The 17,696-nt window shown below is 64.4% G+C and carries 17 protein-coding genes; 2 read left to right on the plus strand and 15 right to left on the minus strand.

What is annotated here, in order from left to right; translation table 11 throughout:
• Nucleotide 1: 1 nt before the first annotated feature.
• The 12 genes from NKI21_RS03610 to NKI21_RS03665 all read right to left on the minus strand — a co-directional run bounded on the left by NKI21_RS03610 (nt 2) and on the right by NKI21_RS03665 (nt 12,695).
• Nucleotides 2-712, minus strand: a complete 711-nt coding sequence (locus NKI21_RS03610) for an ABC transporter ATP-binding protein (protein ID WP_023810814.1) — start codon at nt 710-712, stop codon at nt 2-4.
• Complete coding sequence (locus NKI21_RS03615) at nt 705-1,484, minus strand: ABC transporter ATP-binding protein (RefSeq protein WP_023810815.1); 780 nt, start codon at nt 1,482-1,484, stop codon at nt 705-707. Before NKI21_RS03615 ends, NKI21_RS03610 begins: the two co-directional genes overlap by 8 nt.
• Before the next feature lie 12 nt (nt 1,485-1,496).
• Nucleotides 1,497-2,705 carry an ABC transporter substrate-binding protein gene (locus tag NKI21_RS03620; RefSeq protein ID WP_128304150.1) on the minus strand — a complete coding sequence of 403 codons (1,209 nt, stop codon included), beginning with the start codon at nt 2,703-2,705 and terminating at the stop codon, nt 1,497-1,499.
• 209 nt (nt 2,706-2,914) lie between these two features.
• On the minus strand, nt 2,915-4,681 hold the full coding sequence (locus NKI21_RS03625) for an ABC transporter ATP-binding protein (RefSeq protein WP_023810818.1): 1,767 nt from the start codon (nt 4,679-4,681) through the stop codon (nt 2,915-2,917).
• Nucleotides 4,682-4,889: 208 nt separating this feature from the next.
• On the minus strand, nt 4,890-5,834 hold the full coding sequence (locus tag NKI21_RS03630; protein WP_023810819.1) for an acetamidase/formamidase family protein: 945 nt from the start codon (nt 5,832-5,834) through the stop codon (nt 4,890-4,892).
• A complete protein-coding gene (locus NKI21_RS03635) occupies nt 5,824-7,419 on the minus strand; it encodes an ABC transporter substrate-binding protein (RefSeq protein ID WP_502895179.1) in 1,596 nt (531 codons plus the stop codon). The genes NKI21_RS03630 and NKI21_RS03635 overlap by 11 nt, the downstream gene beginning before the upstream one ends.
• An 82-nt stretch (nt 7,420-7,501) precedes the next feature.
• On the minus strand, nt 7,502-8,422 hold the full coding sequence (locus tag NKI21_RS03640) for an ABC transporter permease (protein ID WP_023810821.1): 921 nt from the start codon (nt 8,420-8,422) through the stop codon (nt 7,502-7,504).
• Nucleotides 8,419-9,285: an ABC transporter permease gene (locus NKI21_RS03645; RefSeq protein ID WP_196815320.1), complete on the minus strand. Its 867-nt coding sequence runs from the start codon at nt 9,283-9,285 to the stop codon at nt 8,419-8,421. The genes NKI21_RS03640 and NKI21_RS03645 overlap by 4 nt, the downstream gene beginning before the upstream one ends.
• A 19-nt stretch (nt 9,286-9,304) precedes the next feature.
• A complete protein-coding gene (locus NKI21_RS03650; protein WP_023810823.1) occupies nt 9,305-9,922 on the minus strand; it encodes an ANTAR domain-containing response regulator in 618 nt (205 codons plus the stop codon).
• Nucleotides 9,919-11,013 (minus strand): transporter substrate-binding protein, encoded by a 1,095-nt coding sequence (locus NKI21_RS03655; RefSeq protein ID WP_023810824.1) that lies wholly within the window; start codon nt 11,011-11,013, stop codon nt 9,919-9,921. The genes NKI21_RS03650 and NKI21_RS03655 overlap by 4 nt, the downstream gene beginning before the upstream one ends.
• A gap of 152 nt (nt 11,014-11,165) precedes the next feature.
• Entirely contained in the window at nt 11,166-11,573 is a 408-nt protein-coding gene (locus NKI21_RS03660) for a hypothetical protein (RefSeq protein ID WP_245273201.1), read from the minus strand.
• Between the two features lie 252 nt (nt 11,574-11,825).
• On the minus strand, nt 11,826-12,695 hold the full coding sequence (locus NKI21_RS03665; protein WP_352864536.1) for a helix-turn-helix domain-containing protein: 870 nt from the start codon (nt 12,693-12,695) through the stop codon (nt 11,826-11,828).
• Between the two features lie 92 nt (nt 12,696-12,787).
• Between NKI21_RS03665 and NKI21_RS03670 the strand changes: the two genes are divergently transcribed.
• Together NKI21_RS03670 and NKI21_RS03675 are read left to right on the plus strand one after the other, a co-directional pair.
• Nucleotides 12,788-14,332: a 4-hydroxyphenylacetate 3-hydroxylase N-terminal domain-containing protein gene (locus NKI21_RS03670; protein ID WP_352440628.1), complete on the plus strand. Its 1,545-nt coding sequence runs from the start codon at nt 12,788-12,790 to the stop codon at nt 14,330-14,332.
• A gap of 6 nt (nt 14,333-14,338) precedes the next feature.
• Nucleotides 14,339-14,848, plus strand: a complete 510-nt coding sequence (locus tag NKI21_RS03675; RefSeq protein WP_352440629.1) for a flavin reductase — start codon at nt 14,339-14,341, stop codon at nt 14,846-14,848.
• A 75-nt stretch (nt 14,849-14,923) separates the two neighbouring features.
• Here NKI21_RS03675 and NKI21_RS03680 read toward each other — a convergent pair whose 3' ends face one another.
• The 3 genes from NKI21_RS03680 to NKI21_RS03690 all read right to left on the minus strand — a co-directional run bounded on the left by NKI21_RS03680 (nt 14,924) and on the right by NKI21_RS03690 (nt 17,605).
• Entirely contained in the window at nt 14,924-15,580 is a 657-nt protein-coding gene (locus NKI21_RS03680) for a methionine ABC transporter permease (protein WP_352440630.1), read from the minus strand.
• Nucleotides 15,561-16,658: a methionine ABC transporter ATP-binding protein gene (locus NKI21_RS03685; protein WP_352440631.1), complete on the minus strand. Its 1,098-nt coding sequence runs from the start codon at nt 16,656-16,658 to the stop codon at nt 15,561-15,563. The genes NKI21_RS03680 and NKI21_RS03685 overlap by 20 nt, the downstream gene beginning before the upstream one ends.
• Nucleotides 16,659-16,750: 92 nt before the next feature.
• On the minus strand, nt 16,751-17,605 hold the full coding sequence (locus NKI21_RS03690; protein WP_128305115.1) for a MetQ/NlpA family lipoprotein: 855 nt from the start codon (nt 17,603-17,605) through the stop codon (nt 16,751-16,753).
• Nucleotides 17,606-17,696: the final 91 nt, after the last annotated feature.

Genomic DNA, 17,696 nt, shown 5'->3' on the forward strand with positions numbered 1-17,696 from the left:
ATCATACACCCAGGACTTCGTGGAGCTGCGTCATGCGGTCCGGCAGCTCGCCGACCGGAAACCCCGCCACCACCTTGCCGTGCTCCATCAGATAGAAACGATCGGCGACACGGCTGGCGAAGCGGAAGTTCTGCTCCACCAGTAGGATCGTCATGCCGCGCTTTTTCAACGTCGCCAGCAACGCGCCAATGCGCTGCACGATGACGGGGGCCAAACCCTCCGTCGGCTCGTCGAGAAGCAGCATTTTCACACCGGTTCTCAACATGCGCGCGATCGCCAGCATCTGCTGTTCGCCGCCCGACAGCCTCGTGCCTGGACTGTTGCGCCGCTCCTTCAGATTGGGGAACAGGTCGAAAATCTCCTCGACGCTCATGCCGCCCTGCGCGACGACCGGCGGCAGAACCAGGTTCTCGTCGACGGTCAGCGTCGCGAAGATACCGCGCTCCTCCGGCACGAAGCCGATGCCTTGATGCGCGGTCCGGTGCAGCGGCAGCCGCATCAGATCCTGGCCGTCGAAAGCGATCCGGCCGGTTCGCTTGCGGATCAGCCCCATGATGGCGCGCAGCGTCGTCGTCTTGCCGACGCCGTTGCGGCCGAGCAGCGTGACCGTCTCGCCGGCAAACACCTCCAGATCGACGCCGTGCAACGCATGGCCCTCGCCATACCAGGCGTTGAGGCCGCTGACTGCAAGCAGAGGTGCGGCACTAGTCATCGGCGGTGCCCATATAGGCGATCTTGACGCGCTCGTCGCGGCTGACGGTGGCGTAGTCGCCGGCGGCCAGCACCTCGCCGCGCTGCATGACCGTTATCCAGTCGCAAAGGTCGGCCACGACGGTCAGATTGTGCTCGACCATCAGCACGGCGCGATCCCTGGCCACCGAACGGATGAGGCTGGAAACCGTGGCCACGTCCTCATGCCCCATGCCGGCCATCGGCTCGTCCAGCAGCAGCACTTTCGGATCGAGCGCCAGGGTCGTAGCGATCTCGAGCACGCGTTTCCTGCCATAGGAAAGGTCGCCGGCGAGCCTGTTCCTGGCGTCGTCGAGACCGACCGAGCGCAGCAATTCCTCGGCGCGCGGCGTCAGCCGGTCGAGCGCCGCCAGCGAGCGCCAGAACTGAACGCTGAGCCCGCCCGGCCGCTGCAGCGCGACGCGCACATTGTCGAGCACGCTGAGGTGCGGAAAAATCGCCGATATCTGGAACGAGCGCACCAGGCCCATCCGCGCGACCCTGGCCGGCGAGGTGCGGGTGATGTCGTGGCCGAGCAGCTCGATCCTGCCGCTGGTCGGCGCCAGGAACTTGGTGAGCAGGTTGAAGACGGTCGTCTTGCCGGCGCCGTTGGGTCCGATCAGGGCATGGATGTTGCCATGGCGGACATCGAGATCGACGTTTTTGACGGCGATGAAGCCGGCAAAGTCGCGCCGCAACCCGCGGGCGGAAAGCACCACAGGCGGCTCGTTCGCGCTCAGGTCAGTCGGCGCCATCGGCCGCGCCGATCACTGGCCGGCCGTCGGACAGCCGCTTTCCTTTTCGCTAAGGAAGGCCTCGTTGCCAGGAATGGTGGCGAGATATTTGTAGTAGTCCCACTCCTGGGTGCTCTCGGCTGGCGACTTGACCTGATAGAGGTACATGTCATGGACCATGTTGCCGTCCGCCTGCACTTTGCCGTTGGTTATCGCGGCGTCGTCCACGGGCATCGAATGCAGTTGCTTGGCGACCGCTTCGGTCTCGTCCGTGCCGGCCTTGTCGATCGCTTTCAGGTACTGCGTCACCGCCGAATAGGTCGAGGCCTGGATCATGTTCGGCATGCGGTTGGTGCGCTTGAAAAAGCGCTGCCCGAATTCGCGGCTCTTGTCGTCGCGATCCCAATAATAGCCTTCGGTCAGCACAACGCCCTGCGCCGCTTGAAGGCCAAGCCCATGCACCTCGGCCAGCGTGAACAGGAGTGCGGCAAGACGCTGACCGCCCTGCACGATGCCGAATTCGGCCGCTTGCTTGATCGAGTTGGAGGTATCGAGGCCGGCATTGGCCAGGCCGATGACCTTGGCGCCCGACGATTGCGCCTGCAGCAGGAAGGACGAATAATCGGTCGATCCCAGGGGATAACGCACCTCGCCCAGCACCTTGCCGCCATGGCTCTCGACGAACTTGGTGGTCTGATCCTTCAGCGAATAGCCGAATGCATAGTCGACGGTGACGAAGAACCAGCTGTCGCCGCCCTGCTGCACGAGAGAGCCGCCGGTTCCCACCGCCTGCGAATGTGTGTCATAGGCCCAGTGAAAGCCGTAAGGCGAGCATTGTTTGCCGGTCAGCTCCGTGGTCGCCGCGCCGGTGACGATGTCGATCTTCTTCTTTTCCTTGGAAATCCCCTGGACGGCGAGCGCCACCGAAGAGGTCGTCAGTTCCATGATGGCATCGACCTGCTCGGTGTCGTACCACTGCCGCGCGATGTTGGAGGCGATATCCGGTTTGTTCTGGTGGTCGGCGCTGATGATTTCTATCGGCGCTCCCTGCACCTTGCCGCCGAAATCCTCGACCGCCATCTTGGCCGCCTCGACCGACCACTTGCCGCCGAAATCGGCATAGACGCCCGACTGGTCGTTGAGGATGCCGATCTTGACCTTGCCGTCGGAAATGTCGGCGGCCGAGGCGGGGATCGCGGATGCGGCGAGAAGTGCCGCGGAAACGAAAAGGCTTACCTTCATGGTTGACTTCCTCCCATAGCGATGAATCCGACCGACCCTCCTACGATCGATCATCGCAATGGTATTGAACATGAGGAAGATAGGGACAGAGGGCAAGAGGCCGTCCCGGATTTCGTGTTCGAAGCGATGCGCTTTGGGGACAGAATGCCGGCGTTGAGCCCGAGATAGAAACACAAACACGTGAACCGCGACCCGCGGCGGTACTTGCCTCAGCCCTCGGCGGCGACGAGGTGGCCGTTGCCGACATCCCTCAGCGCCAGTTTCAACGGCGCCTCGCCGATCCTGCGGGTGGCGCTCGGGATCTCCTGGTCGAGGCGGGCGAAGCGGCTTCGCCGCTTAGCCGGATCGGGCACGGGCACGGCTTCGATCAGCCGCCTGGTGTAGGGATGACGCGGGTTGGAAAAGACCTGGTCGCGCGTGCCCATCTCGACGATCTGGCCGAGATACATGACGGCGACGCGGTCGGAGATGTTCTCGACCACAGCCATGTCATGCGAGATGAAGAGATAGGCGACGCCGAATTCGCGCTGCAATTCCTTCAACAGATCGAGCACGCGCGCCTGCACCGAGACGTCGAGCGCCGAGACGCTTTCGTCGGCGATGATCAGCTTCGGCCGCAGCGCAAGGGCACGCGCAATACAGACGCGCTGGCGCTGGCCGCCGGAGAATTCATGCGGATAGAGTTCCATCTGATCGGCCGACAGGCCGACGCGCTCGAACAGCGCGGCCACACGGTCGCTGCGCTCTTGCTTCGAGGCGATGCCATGGATCAGCAGCGGCTCGGCGACGAGTTCGCCGACGCGCATGCGCGGGTCGAGCGAGGCGTAGGGATCCTGAAAAATCATCTGCACGTCGCGGCGCACCGCCTTACGCTCGTCGCGGCCAAGGCCAGACAAATTGCGGCCGCCGATGACGACGCCTCCGCTGTAGGGCACCAGTCCGGCCAGCGCCTTGGCGGTGGTCGACTTGCCGCAACCGGATTCGCCGACCAGCGCCAGCGTCTCGTTGGCCGCGATCGAAAAGCTAACGCCTTCGACGGCGTGAACGCGCCGGTTGACCCGACCGAAGAAACCGCCATGCAGGTCGAAGCGGACATGCAGGTCCTTGACCTCGGCGACATTGGCCGATGCCGTCGTCGCCTCGGCCTCCCTGGATGTCTGTCGGCCGACGCCGCTGCCGATGCGCGGTACGGCGGCAAGCAGTTCGCGCGTGTAGTCGGCTTGTGGCCTGGAAAAAATGTCGGCGGTTTTCCCCTCTTCGACCATGCGGCCATGCCGCATGATGATGACGCGGTCGGCCATCTCTGCGACCACGCCCATGTCGTGGGTGATCAGGATGACGCTGGTGCCGTGCTGGCGCTGCAGGTCGCGCAGCAGCTCCAGCACCTCGCCTTGCACGGTGACGTCAAGTGCCGTCGTCGGCTCGTCGGCGATCAGCACGTCCGGCTCGAGCGCCAGCGCCATGGCGATCATCACCCGCTGGCGCATGCCGCCGGACAGTTCGTGCGGAAACTGCTTCAGCCGGCTTTCGGCTTCCGAAATGCGCACCGCTTTCAGAGCCTCGATGGCGCGCTGGCGGACTTCGCCCTGCGACAGGCTGGTGTGTGCCTCGATGGATTCGGTGAGCTGCCGGCCGATCGACAGCACCGGGTTGAGCGAGGTCATCGGCTCCTGGAAGATCATGGCGATGCGGTCGCCGCGGATGCGCCGCATCCGGCGCTCGTCCAGAGTCGTCAGATCTGTATCGCCCAGATGGACTTTGCCGGATGAAATCCGGGCGGCAGGCTGCGGCAGAAGCTGCATGATCGCCAGTGCGGTCATCGATTTGCCGGAGCCGGATTCACCGGCAATGCAGAGCGTCTCGCCACGCGCCAAAGTCAGCGACAGGTCGGAGACGACCTCGCGCTCGCCGTCCTCACCGCGCACGCTGACGCAGAGGTTGGCGATGTCGAGTATGGGTTTGCTGGCGGCGATCATTGCGCGTGTGACCCGGAGGGGGATTTACTCCGGCACACCCCCCTCTGTCCTGCCGGACATCTCCCCCGCAAGGGGGGAGATTGGCGGCTTTGCCGCGGCGTCCATTCGTCACCGTTGAAAAGTGGCGAAGCCCGTCGTGACATCCGATCTCCCCCCTTGCGGGGGAGATGTCCGGCAGGACAGAGGGGGGTGCAGCGCCGGCCCAACCTCATTCAAACACGCAGCGCGGGAAGTAGAACGACACCACCCAGTTCGGCATGTCGACGATCTCGCTGATGCGGAGATCGCCGCAGACCGAGGCCAGCATGTAGGCCTCGACGGGGTCTATTCTGTAGCGGGTGGAAAGCAGGTCGACCATCTGGGCAACCGCCTCCTTTGCACCCGTCATCAGGTCCGGCCCAACTCCCGTCGTCACCTCATAGCCCTTGGCGTCGAGATGGCGCGTCACCGGGCCTGGCGTGGTGAAGCGCGGCGTCTTCAGCCTGGCGTCCTTGACCAGATCGAGCTTGAGCACGACGTTCATCGGGCTTTCGATCGCCGTGCCGCAGACCTCGCCATCACCTTGCGCGGCATGGGTGTCGCCGACCGAAAACAGCGCGCCCGCCACTTCCACCGGCAGGTACAGCGTGGTGCCGGCGGCGAGATCGCGGATGTCGAGATTGCCGCCGACGCGTCTTGGCGGGACCACCGAGTGGTGACCCTTTTCCGCCAGGGCGTTGCCGATGGTGCCGGCGAAGGGTTTCAGCGGCACCCTCGCATTTTTGCCGAACAGCGCCGGCTCGAGCGAGGCAGCGTCGTACTTCCAGATGTTCAGCGCCGGCTCCTTGAAGTCGTCGGCGAGCAGCCCGAAGCCCGGAATGTTGGCCGTCCAGCCGAAGCCGGACGGTTTGAACATCTCGATCGTCACCTTCAGTGCGTCACCCGGCTCGGCGCCCTCGACGAAGATCGGCCCGGTCACCGGATTGACGGTGGCGAAGTCGAGCTTGGCGACGTCGGCGACCGTGCTGTCGGCCTGCAACTGGCCACCGGAGGAATCGAGGCACTGGAACTCGATGGTCGAGCCGGGCGCCACCCGCTCGGCCGGGGCAAACGAATTGTCCCAGCCGAAATGATGTTGGCGCCCGTGGATGGTGTAGTCGCAGTTATTGCACATCTTTTACGTACACATTGTCGTAGTTGATCGGGATATGGACCGGGTCGACATAGAGGTTGTCGGCGCCGCCCATGCGCGCCGATTTCATGGTGAAGCGCTGCTCGTTGAAGACCGGCGCCCAAGGCGCGTCCTCCATCACCTTGTCGTAGATGGCGCTCCACATCTTGTCGCGTTCGCCAGCCTTGGCGGGATCGACCACCGAGTCGGCCTCGGCCGCCTTGGCGTCGAGATCCTTGTTGCAATACCACGACCAGTTCCAGCCGCCCGGCACCGCACCGGCGCAGCCGAGGATCGGGCCGTAGAAGTTCGACGGATCGGGGAAATCGGCGATCCAGGCCATGCCGCCGGACCAGATCATCGGTGCGCCGGCCTTGTCGCCGCCGGCGGCAATGACGTTTGCCTGGGCGAGCGACTGGATGCTGGCCTTGATGCCGATGGCCGCCAGGTCCTGCTGGATCGCCTGGGCGATGCGCGGGTTGGGATCGGTGTTCATGGCGAACAATTGCGTCTCGAAACCATCGGGATGGCCGGCCTCGGCAAGCAGGGCCTTGGCCTTGGCGACGTCATAGGGATAGCCCTTGTATTCCTTGTCGTAGCCCGGCATCGACGGCGGCAGCGGCTGATTGGCCGGCACGGCGCGGCCGTTGATGATCTGGATCACGCGCGCCTTGTTGATCGCCATGTTGACCGCCTGGCGCACCTTCACATTATCGAACGGCGCCATGGTGGTGTTCATGGTGACATAGCCGGTGTGCAGCTGGCCGCCTTCGACGACGCGCGCCTTCTGCTCGGGATCAGCCATCACCTCCTGGAATTTTGCCGGCGGAATGCCGTCGCCGGGCACGTCGATCTCGCCCTTCTGCAGGCGCAGCAGCGCAACGATCGGCTCCTGGCCGATCTCGAAGGTGATCTTGTCCAGATGCGGCAGGCCCTTGTGCCAATAGTCCGCATTGCGCTCGAAGACGATGCGCTGGCCGAGTGTCCACTCGGCGAGCTTGAAGGCGCCGGTGCCGACCGGATGCTTGCCGAAATCGGCGCCGTATTTCTCGACCTCTTCCTTCGGCACGACATGCGAGAAGTTGATGGCCATGACATGCAGGAAGGTTGCGTCGGGGCGGGTCAGTTCGAACTTGACCGTGTAGGGGTCGACGACGGTGACGCCGGAGAGGCTCTCGGCCTTGCCGGCGGCGACATCGTCATAGCCCTTGATCGAGCCGAAAAAGCCGGCGCCGGGGCTCTGGGTCTTTGGATTGGTGACGCGGTCGAGCGAATATTTCACGTCGTCGGCGGTCATTTCGCGGCCATTGTGAAATTTCACGCCATGGCGCAGCTTGAAGGTGAAGGTCTTGCCGTCGGGCGAGATCTCGTAGCTTTCGGCGAGGTCGGGTTTCAAATTGGTGGTGCCCGGCTCGTAGTCCATCAGCCCGTCGAACAGGCTCTTGATCATCGACCAGTTCTGCCAGTCATAACCGATCGCCGGATCGAGCGTGGCGACATCGTCCTTGTAGGTGATGGTGATGGCGCCGCCCTGCTTGGCGTTCGGGTCGACGGCGTCTTCGGCGCGAACACTTGTCATGCCGAGCATCAGCGCCAGCGCCGATACCGCTACCGTGGATGCGAGAAACTTTTTCATTTTTATGTTCCCTTTCTCTATCTGGTTTTCATTTTCATCTGAGCTTGATGCGGGGGTCGATGAAGGGCGCGATGACGTCGGCCAGCAGATTACCGAGCACGATGGCGAAGGCCGAGATCAGGGTGACGCCCATGATGATCGGGATGTCCACGCGCTGGATGGCCTGCCACGCCAGCTGGCCAATGCCAGGCCAGCCGAACACGCTTTCGACGACGACAATGCCACCCATGAAGATGCCGATGTCGATGCCGATCATGGCGATGACCGGCAGGATGGCGTTGGGCAGTGCATGGCGGAACAGGATGGCTCGCCGCGCCAGGCCCTTGGCGCGGGCGGTGCGGACATAATCCTGGCGCAGAACATCGATCATCGACGAGCGCATCATGCGGGCGTACCAGCCGGCGCCGAGTATGCCCATGGTCAGCGACGGCAGCACGAGATGACGCCAGGTGCCATAGCCGCCGATCGGGAACCAGCTGAGCCGCACGGCAAAGACGTAGAGCAGCAGCAGGCCGACGACGAATTGCGGCGCCGAAACGCCGACGAAGGAGGCGACCATCAGCGTCTGGTCGGTGGCGGTACCGCGCTTGACGGCAGCGATCAGGCCCATGCTCAGGCCGAGCAGCAGCTCGCACAGGATGGCGCCGACCATCAGCAACAAGCTGGCCGGCAGCCGTGAGACGATCAGCTCGGTGACTTCGGAGCGCTGGATGTAGGAGCGGCCGAGATCGCCGCTGATGAGCTTCGTGAGATAGCGCCAGTACTGGACGATGAAGGGCTGGTCGAGGCCGAGCTGCTGGCGGATGTTCTCGACCGTCTGCGGCGTGGCGCTGCGACCGGCGATCTGGCGCACCGGATCGGCGGGCAGGAGATAGAGCAGCGCGAAAGTGATCAGCGAGACGCCGAGCAGGATCAGCAGCGACTGGATCAGGCGGCGGCCGAGATAGGCGATCATGCCCGGCCCCTCTGCGTCGGATCGAGGATGTCGCGCAGTGCGTCGCCGATCAGGTTGAAGGCCAGCGCCAGCGCCAGGATCGCGGCACCGGGGAAGAACACCAGCCAGGGTGCGGCCTGGAAATAGGTCTGGTTCTCGAAGATGATGTTGCCCCACGACGCCGTCGGCGGCTGCACGCCGATGCCGAGGAAGGAGAGTGTCGCCTCGAGCAGCACCGTGGTCGAGATGCCGAGCGTGCCCCAGACGATGATGGTCGGCAGCAGATGCGGCAGGATATGGCGAAACAGGATGCGCGGTGCACTCGCCCCTATGGTGCGTTCGGCGTCGATGAATTCGCGCTCGGCCAGCGAAGAGGTTTCGGTGTAGATGACGCGGGCGGTCTGCACCCAGTTGACCAGCGCGATGACCATGGCGACGATCCACAGGCTGGGCTCGAACACCGCCGCCAGGCAAATGGCGAGCAGCAGTGCCGGAAACGCCATCATCAAATCCGTGAAGCGCATCAGCGCGCTGCCGATCCAGCCACGGAAATAGCCGGCGACAACACCGACCAGCGTGCCGATGAACAGCGCCACGCCATTGGCGACGATGCCGATGATCAGCGAGGTGCGGGCGCCGTAGAGGATGCGGGTCAACAGGTCACGGCCGAGCAGGTCGGTGCCCAGCCAGAATTTTGCATCCGGCGGCAAGGGCGAGCCCTCGATGGTCAGGCCGTCGAACATCTGCTCGTTGGGATCATAGCCAGTCAGCCATGGCGCCAGCACGGCGCCGGCAACGACAATGGCGACGATCATCAGCCCAAGCAGTGCGAGACGGCGCCTGACCAGCCGGCGCCAGACGCCGGCGCGTGGTTTGACCGGCATGCGCCCTGGCGCGGTGAGATCAGGCGCGATGGGACTGGTCATCGCCGCCTTCTTCCCCTGTTGCTTCTTCACTTGTCATTGCCACGATCCGCCGCGCGGCATCCTCGACGCTGATCTGCCAGCTCATAGCCAGCGAGCGAAGCTGCGCATAGGCGCGGCCGTCATCGGTGCCTTTCGCCAGTGCGGTGACCGCGCGCACGATGGTCTGGCGCTCGGCGACGCGCTGGCGAAGCGAGGCAATCTCACTGGCCAGGTGTTTTCGCGCCTCGAAACTCTGGCGCGCGATCAGCAGCGCGCTGTAGACGCCGGCATTGCCGACCGGCTTCAGGAGCTGGGCATCGGCCTTGTGCGACAGCGCCCATTCGATGCGGCCCGGCGCCTCGGAGCCGATCAGCGCCACCAGCGGCATCGGCGCCTCGCCCGGCTTCCAGGGGAACTGCTCGTCGAAACCGAGATCGGCGTCGAAGAACACGAAATCGGCCGCCAGCGCCTCGGGCGGCAGTTCCGGCCAGCAGTCCAGCGTGATCAGGCCGATGGCCGACAATTGCCTGGTGATCGCCTGCACCGTCGGATGCGGGCGATGCAGGATAAACGCCTTGGCGCCGCCGAGATTGGGGATGCGTGGGGCTCTCGTCACGACACCACCCTCAGGCGTGGGCGGCCGAATGTTTTTGCCGGGTCGTAGCGCGACAGATAGGGATCCGGCGCGACTTCGTCTTCGCGGCTGACGACCTCGAAGAAGCCGTCCGCGATCCGCCCGATGATCACCGGCAATGTGGCGTGCTGCGAGTGCGCGTCGATGGCGATCGGCCCGAGCCGGGTGGAGAAGCGGCGTTCTGCGAAGGCTCTGGAAAATTCCGCCGGACCGGCTTCGGGATTGCTGGAGAGCACGTCGGCCATCACCTGCACGGAGGCATAGGCGGAGGCCTCGAAAGACGAGGCGAAGGCGGCCGGCCGCGGCGCGAAGTACGGCCCGACCGATAGATGTCCCTTGCCGGATTCACCGATCGCCGGCAGCTCACCTTCGGTGAGGTTGCAGGAGATGACGGGACAAGTCTCGGGACTGAAGGCGGCATCCTCGTGACCTAGGTCGCGATAGGCCGCGAGGAAGGCGTAGGACGAGGTGCCGATCAGGTTGTTGAGGATGAAGTTCGGCCGCGTGGCGCGGATTTCCGCGATCAGACGCGACACGTCGGTCTCGCCGATGCGCAGATAGCGTTCGCCCAGAACCTTGCCGCCGGCATCGGCGATCAGGTCGCGGGCGACGCGGTTCATCTCCCAGCCCCAGATATAGTTCGAGCCAAGCAGGAAACCGTTGGCGCCGAAACGCGGCACGACATGCGCCATCAACGGCACCAGATGCTGGTTGGGGCAGGCGTGCATGTAGACGACGTGCTCGTTGGCCTCGAAGCCCTCATAGGGGCAGGCGTACCACAGCATGCCGCCCGCCTTCTCGAGCACCGGAATGGTTTCCTTGCGGCTCCACGAGGTGACGCACCCGACGACATGGCGCGCGCTGCTGGTCCTGAAAATATCCTCGCACAGCGTTGCGTAGCGGTCGGCATTGCTTTGCGGATCGCGCTCGACCGGCACCAGTTCGATACCTGAGCTGCGATCGGCGTTGATGTCGGCGATGGCGCGCATGGCGCCGATGCGGCACGCATCGGAGACGAGCTGATAGCTCCCCGAGCGGGAATATAGGATGCCGATCTCGATACGCCGTTTCAAACAGATCCCCAAAATGACAATGCCTCGCAGCCAGCGCCGGGAGGGCGAGGCATACGAGGCATTCTTGCCGCCCGGCGATCAGAGCCGGTATTTTGCGCTAGCGTATTCTGTCCGGCGGGTCAGTCAAGCCCTCAACGATATTTGCGTGACCGTCATCGCCGTTTCGCTGCCACTGGCCTCTGACCGTGTTGACGCGCATAGGTCACGCAGGCGTCCACCGTGCTGACACAAAGCGCGTCGCGCCTGTTCGGCATATTGTTGTCGCCGGCGTAGGCAACTTCGGCGACGCGACCGTCGACCATGCGAATTTGCGTATCGCAATAACCGCCGGGAGCGACATTGACGGAGCCACCGACCGCCGGGATCGCGCCCAATGCCATGGTTGGGACGACGATGCTGAGATTGCCGCGCTGAACGACGCGCTTATAGGACCAGATCTGGCCCGATCGGCCGGCGTCCGCGGTGGCGGTCGGAAACCCCGCGCACATGCGGACGTCGGCTTCGCTGAGGCCGACCATCTCCTTGCGAGCCGCCGCCGCGGTGGGGTCAACCTTGGCCACGCGCGACGTATCGTCGGGAACGACGCAGGAAGACTGGATGCCAACGAAGAGAATAGGAAGGGCAAGCTTTTGAATGCAGGAAAATATCATGCCGACCGTCAGATTGGTCCGATGTCAGATTTGCGTGGCACCCGCCGCTCCTTTCTACCTAGGCAGGCAGGCGAAGGGATCAACCCGTTCAGCTTCACGAAAAAGTGGCTGTGGCTGCAACATCGAGGATTGCGCGTCACGGGGTCTGCATTTCACGCAGGATCAATGGCCCTGCAAGTGCTTCCGGCGCCAGGCGGCGGGCGCTTCGCCGACTCGCGCGCGAAAGAACCGTGAAAAATACGCCGGGTCGTCGAAGCCGATCTCGTAGGCGATGTCCTCCACCGTGCGTACGGTGAACAGCAGCAGGCGCTTGGCCTCCAGCAGCCGCCTTTCGCTGACGACCCGCTTGACGCCGGCGCCCAGAACCGCATGGGCAGCCTTGTCGAGAAGATGCGGCGTGGTGGCCAGCGCCTCGACGTAGCGATCGACCGGCCAGTTGTCGCGGAAATGCGTGTCGGCGAGCCGACGCAGGCCCCGCGCCAGCGAAGCATCGGAAGAGGCGGCGGAGGCGGTCACGCCGGGGCTGAGGCGCGCAATTTGGGAGAGTGCGACGGCGATCAGCGCCGGCAGGACCCTGTCATTGCCGGCTTGCGCCTCGGCATATTCGGCGGCGATCATCTCCAGCACCGCCGCCAGTCTCGCCCACGCTGCGTGTCGTGGCAGACCGTCGGCAAAGACCGGCCTGTCCAGCGGCAGCAGGCTGTGAGCGGCGATGGCCGCGAGCGCGCCGTCGGCGACCGAGACGACGAAGGCATCGGTGCCGGGTCCGATCGAGAAGCCATGCACGACAGCGCTCGGCACGAAGCTGACGGCAGGCGCCGAAAAGTCCCAGGACCGGTCTTCGATACGGTAGGTGCCGGAGCCGCTGGTCCAGTAGGTGATCTGGCCCATCTGCGGATGCTTGTGCGCCGCAACCTGACCAAGATGGATATTGCTGCGCGCAAGCACCGTCTCGACATGCAGGAAACCGACATCGAGCGGCCGCACAGGCTCGCCATAGACGAAGAAGTCGGGGATGGAATTCTGGCTCATGGCGCCTGAAAAAGTCCAATCGGTTTTGCCGTTCCGTCCATAACCAATGCATGCCCAAGGCGCTAGTGTTGCGACTCAAGAGGAGGACCATCATGCGATCAGAAGACTTCCGCGTCGACAAGGCACGGCCGTTCACCGGGGCCGAGTATCTGGAGAGCCTGCGCGACGGCCGCGAGGTCTATATCAATGGCGAACGCATTGCCGATGTCACCACGCACCCGTCGATGCGCAATTCGGCGCGGTCGCTGGCGCGCCTCTACGATGCGCTGCATGATCCCCTGCGACGGGACACGCTGACTTCGCCGACCGACACCGGCTCGGGCGGCTACACCCACAAATATTTCCGCGTCGCCAAATCCTCTGGCGAACTCGCCGCCCAGCAGACGGCGATCGCCGAGTGGTCACGCATGTCCTATGGCTGGATGGGGCGCACGCCCGACTACAAGGCGGCGCTGATGAATACGCTCGGCGCCAACGCAGACTGGTACGGGCCGTTCAGGGACAATGCCCTGTCCTGGCACAGGCGTGCCCAGGAAGCCGTGCTGTTCATGAACCATGCCATCGTCAACCCGCCGATTGACCGCCACAAGCCGGCCGAACAGGTGAAGGACGTCTTCGTCCACATCACCAAGGAGACGGATGCCGGCATCTACGTCTCCGGCGCCAAGGTGGTGGCGACGTCCTCGGCGCTGACGCACTATAACTTCCTGGCGCAGGGATCGGCGACGGTCACCGAGGATCCGTCGCTGTCGGTGATGTTCATCGTGCCGATGAATGCGCCGGGGATAAAGATGTTCTGCCGCGTCTCCTACGAGCAGACGGCCAACACGGTGGCGGCGCCGTTCGACTATCCGCTGTCGTCACGCTTCGACGAGAACGACGCGATCCTGGTGCTCGACAATGTCTTCATCCCCTGGGAGGACGTGCTGGTGCTGCGCGATGCGCAGAAGATCCTGTCCTTCCACCCGGCGTCCGGCTTCATGCATGGCTACTGCTTCCAGGGCTGCACGCGTTTCGCCGTCAAGCTCGATTTCCTCGCCGGCCTGCTGGCCAAGGCGCTGCGCGCCACGGGCGGCGATGCTTTCCGCGGCAACCAGGCGGCACTGGGCGAGGTCATTGCACTGCGGCACATGTTCTGGAGCTTTTCCAACGCCATGGCCTACAACCCGATCCCGTGGGCGAATGGTGCGGTGCTGCCCAATCTGGAAGCCGCGCTCGCCTACCGCACCTTCATGTCGGAAGCCTATCCGCGCGTCATCGACACCGTGCGCCGGGTGATCGCGTCCGGGCTGATCTACCTGCCGTCGTCGGTGCGCGACTTCAACAACCCCGAGATCGACAAGTATCTGGCGCAATATGTGCGCGGCTCCAACGACATGGGCCACATCGAGCGCATCAAGATCATGAAGCTTTTGTGGGACGCGACCGGCACCGAGTTCGGCGGCCGTCACGCGCTCTACGAGCTCAACTATGCCGGCGCGCCGGAAGAGGTGCGGCTGCAGGTGCTGAAAGGAGCTGAACGCGGCGGGCGGCTGAAGGCGATGGAAGAGCTCGTCGACACCTGCATGGCCGACTATGACGAGAATGGCTGGACGGGCGATACCTGGTTCAATCCGCTTGTCTCAACGGCCGAGTGAAACCAGATGGCCACGCAGATTTCGAAAACCGATTTCCGCGACGCCATGGCGAGGGTCTGCGCGCCGGTCAACATCGTCACCACCGATGGCCCGGCAGGGCGCGGCGGCTTCACCGCCACCGCCATGTGCAGCGTCTCCGACGAGCCGCCGACGCTGCTGGTGTGCATGAACGGGCGCTCGACGCAGGCCGCCATGTTCCTGTCCAACCAGCGCTTCTGCGTCAACGTGCTGACGCATGACCAAATGCATCTGGCGGGAAAGTTCGCCGGCGCGACCAGGGACATGGAAGCGCGCTACTCCGCCGCACGCTGGCAGACGCTGACCTCCGGTACGCCGGCGCTGTCGGATGCGATCGTCAATTTCGATTGCGAGATCGAGACTGTGCATATCGTCGGCACGCACAATGTCATGATCGGCCGCGTCATCGATGTCCGGCACGGCAGCGGCGGTTCGGCCCTGCTCTATGTCGACCGCAACTACACGCAGCCGACGCGGCTGGGCAGCTTTGGCGGGTGAAGCCGGGTGTCAGACGGTTTGGTGGCGGGGATGCCTCCGCCTATCCCGTACGCGGCCGTGCCACCAGCCAGTCTTTCACCCCCGCCGATCCAGCCTCGCCACCAGCCGGTCCCCCGCCCACTGGATGCCGCAGACCAGGACGATCAGCACGATGACCACGGCGATCATGATGGACGTCTCAAATCGTTGATAGCCGTAGCGGATTGCGAGGTCGCCGAGGCCGCCGGCACCGATGGCGCCGGCCATGGCCGAGGCACCGATCAGCGTCACCAGCGTCACCGTGAAGCCGGCGACAATGCCGGGCAGGGCTTCCGGCACCAGCACCTCGCGGATGATCGTCCAGCGGTTGCCGCCCATGGCGCGCGCCGCCTCGATCAGCCCGCGATCGACTTCGCGCAGCGACACTTCGGCGATGCGCGCATAGTAGGGCGTGGCGGCGATCGACAGCGGCACGATGGCCGCCCATGTGCCGATCGAGGTGCCGACGATCAGCCGCGTCACCGGGATGAGCGCGACCAGAAGAATGATGAAGGGCACCGAACGGAAGCCGTTGATGACGGCGCCAAGCGACCGGTTCACCCACAGGCTTTCGGCAATCCCGCCGCGTTCGGTGGCGATCAAGGCCAGGCCGAGCGGCAGGCCGAAGACCAGCGAGATGAGGCCGGAGGCGGCCGTCATCAGCACCGTCTCCCAGATCGAACGCAGCAGAAGTTCAAACAGGATCGGCGACATGGCCAAGCACCTCCACCCGCGCCTGGCGGGCCTTCAGGAATGTGATGATGTCAGCGAGATGATTTGCATCGCTGCCGGGAACCGAAAGGAACAGCGTGCCGACCGGCTGCTGCTGGATATGGTCGATGCCGCCATGGACGAGGCGGAAGGTGCCTGGAACAGCCGTGGCAAGGTCGGACAGCAATGGCCCGCTTGCCGCTTCGCCGGCCACATCCACGCGCAGGATCGTCTCCGCGCCGGCCCCCGGCAGCAGCCGGGCCGCCAGTTCGGCTGGCAGCTGCGGCCGGATGGCGCCGAGCAGGCTTCTGGTGATGTCCGAGCGCGGGTCGGCGAACACCGACCAGACCGGGCCTTCCTCGACGATGCGCCCGGCATCGATCACCGCCACGCGGTCGGCGATCGAGCGGATCACCTCCATCTCATGGGTGATCAGCAGGATGGTCAGGCCGAGCTGCCGGTTGATATCCCTGAGCAGCGCAAGGATCGAGCGCGTCGTCTCCGGATCGAGCGCCGAAGTGGCTTCATCCGACAAAAGCAGCGCCGGCCGTGCTGCCAGCGCCCTGGCGATGCCGACGCGCTGCTTCTGGCCACCCGACAGCGACGCCGGATAGGCTTTTGCTTTCTCCGACAGGCCGACGAGATCGAGCAGTTCGGCGGCGCGCTTCAGCCTCTCGGCTTTCGGGCGCCCCTCGATCTTGAGCGGTAGCGCCACATTGTCCTCGACGGTCTTGGCCGACAGCAGGTTGAAATGCTGGAAGATCATGCCGATGCGTCGCCGCAACGGCTGCAGGTCGCGCTCGCCTAGCCGGCTGATCTCGCGGCCCTCGATGAACACCTCGCCGGAGTCAGGCCGTTCCAACCCGTTCAGGCAGCGGATCAACGTCGATTTGCCGGCGCCGCTGCGGCCGATGATGCCGAGGATCTCGCCCTTGCGCACCGTCAGCGACACGCCGTCGAGCGCCGGCGTCACACCGAAGCGGCGCTTCAGGTCGACAAGGCGCACGACGTCCTGAGACGCGTCGGGCCGGGCCTGGGTCGGATCGGCGGTGTCCCCGGATGCCGTGATATGCTGGTTCATGAATGTTCCTGTTCTCCGAAAACGCAATCGCGGCCCGCGCCTGAGCGCGAACCGCTGTTGCTCTCGAACCGGACTTCCGGCCGAGGATCGGATCAATAGGCGCTGAGGCCGGTGCCCTTGTAGACCTTGTCGAACTCTGCCTTCACCGCCTCGTTCTGATAGGACGCGACCAGTGTCTTCACCCAGGCCTCGTTCTCATTGCCGGCCTTCACCGCGATGAAGTTGCGGTAGGGATTGTCGGCGATGGGCTCCTGCGCGATGCGGTTTTCCGGCGTCAGGCCGCTTTTCAGCGCCCAGTCGGTGTTGACCACGGCCGCGTCGAGATCCTCGACCGAGCGGCCGACGATGCCGGCGTCGAGTTCCTTGATCACCACCTTCTTCGCATTCTCGGCGATGTCGGCGGTGGTGGCCAGAATGCCGGTGCCGTCTTTCAGCTTGATCACGCCCTCGTTCTGCAGCACGCGCAGCGCCCGGCCTTCGTTGGATGGGTCGTTCGGCACGCCGACGACCGCGCCCTCGGGCAGGTCGGCGACTGCTTTGTACTTCTTCGAGTAGAGGCCGATCGGCCAGACGCCGGTATAGCCGACACGCACGATGTGATAGCCTTGAGTCTTGATCTGGTTGTCGAGATAGGGCTGGTGCTGGAAGGCGTTGGCGTCGATTTCGCCGCGCTCCAGCGCCTCGTTGGGCTGGGTGTAGTCGTTGAACACCACGGTCTCGATGGCGAGGCCCTTTTCGGCCGCCTGGGCGACGACGACGCGCCAGACATCCTCGTCCTCGCCGCTGATGATGCCGACCTTGATCGCCTTCTTGTCCTCGGCGAACGAAGCATGCGGCGCCATCAAGCTGCCGACCGCGACGGCCGATGCGAACAGCAGAGCCAAGCCGCTGCGCCGGCTGATGGTTGACCCTGAGGAAGATGGCAAAGTGTTTTTGAAGTCGGACATGATTGATCTCTGCGGTTGTGAAGTCATGCGGCCAAGCGGACTGCCTAGCCTTGATCACATCGTCAGGAATTCTATTGATTTAATCAAAGAA

It is taken from the genome of Mesorhizobium sp. M0715 (assembly GCF_040320355.1).
Lineage (GTDB): Bacteria > Pseudomonadota > Alphaproteobacteria > Rhizobiales > Rhizobiaceae > Mesorhizobium.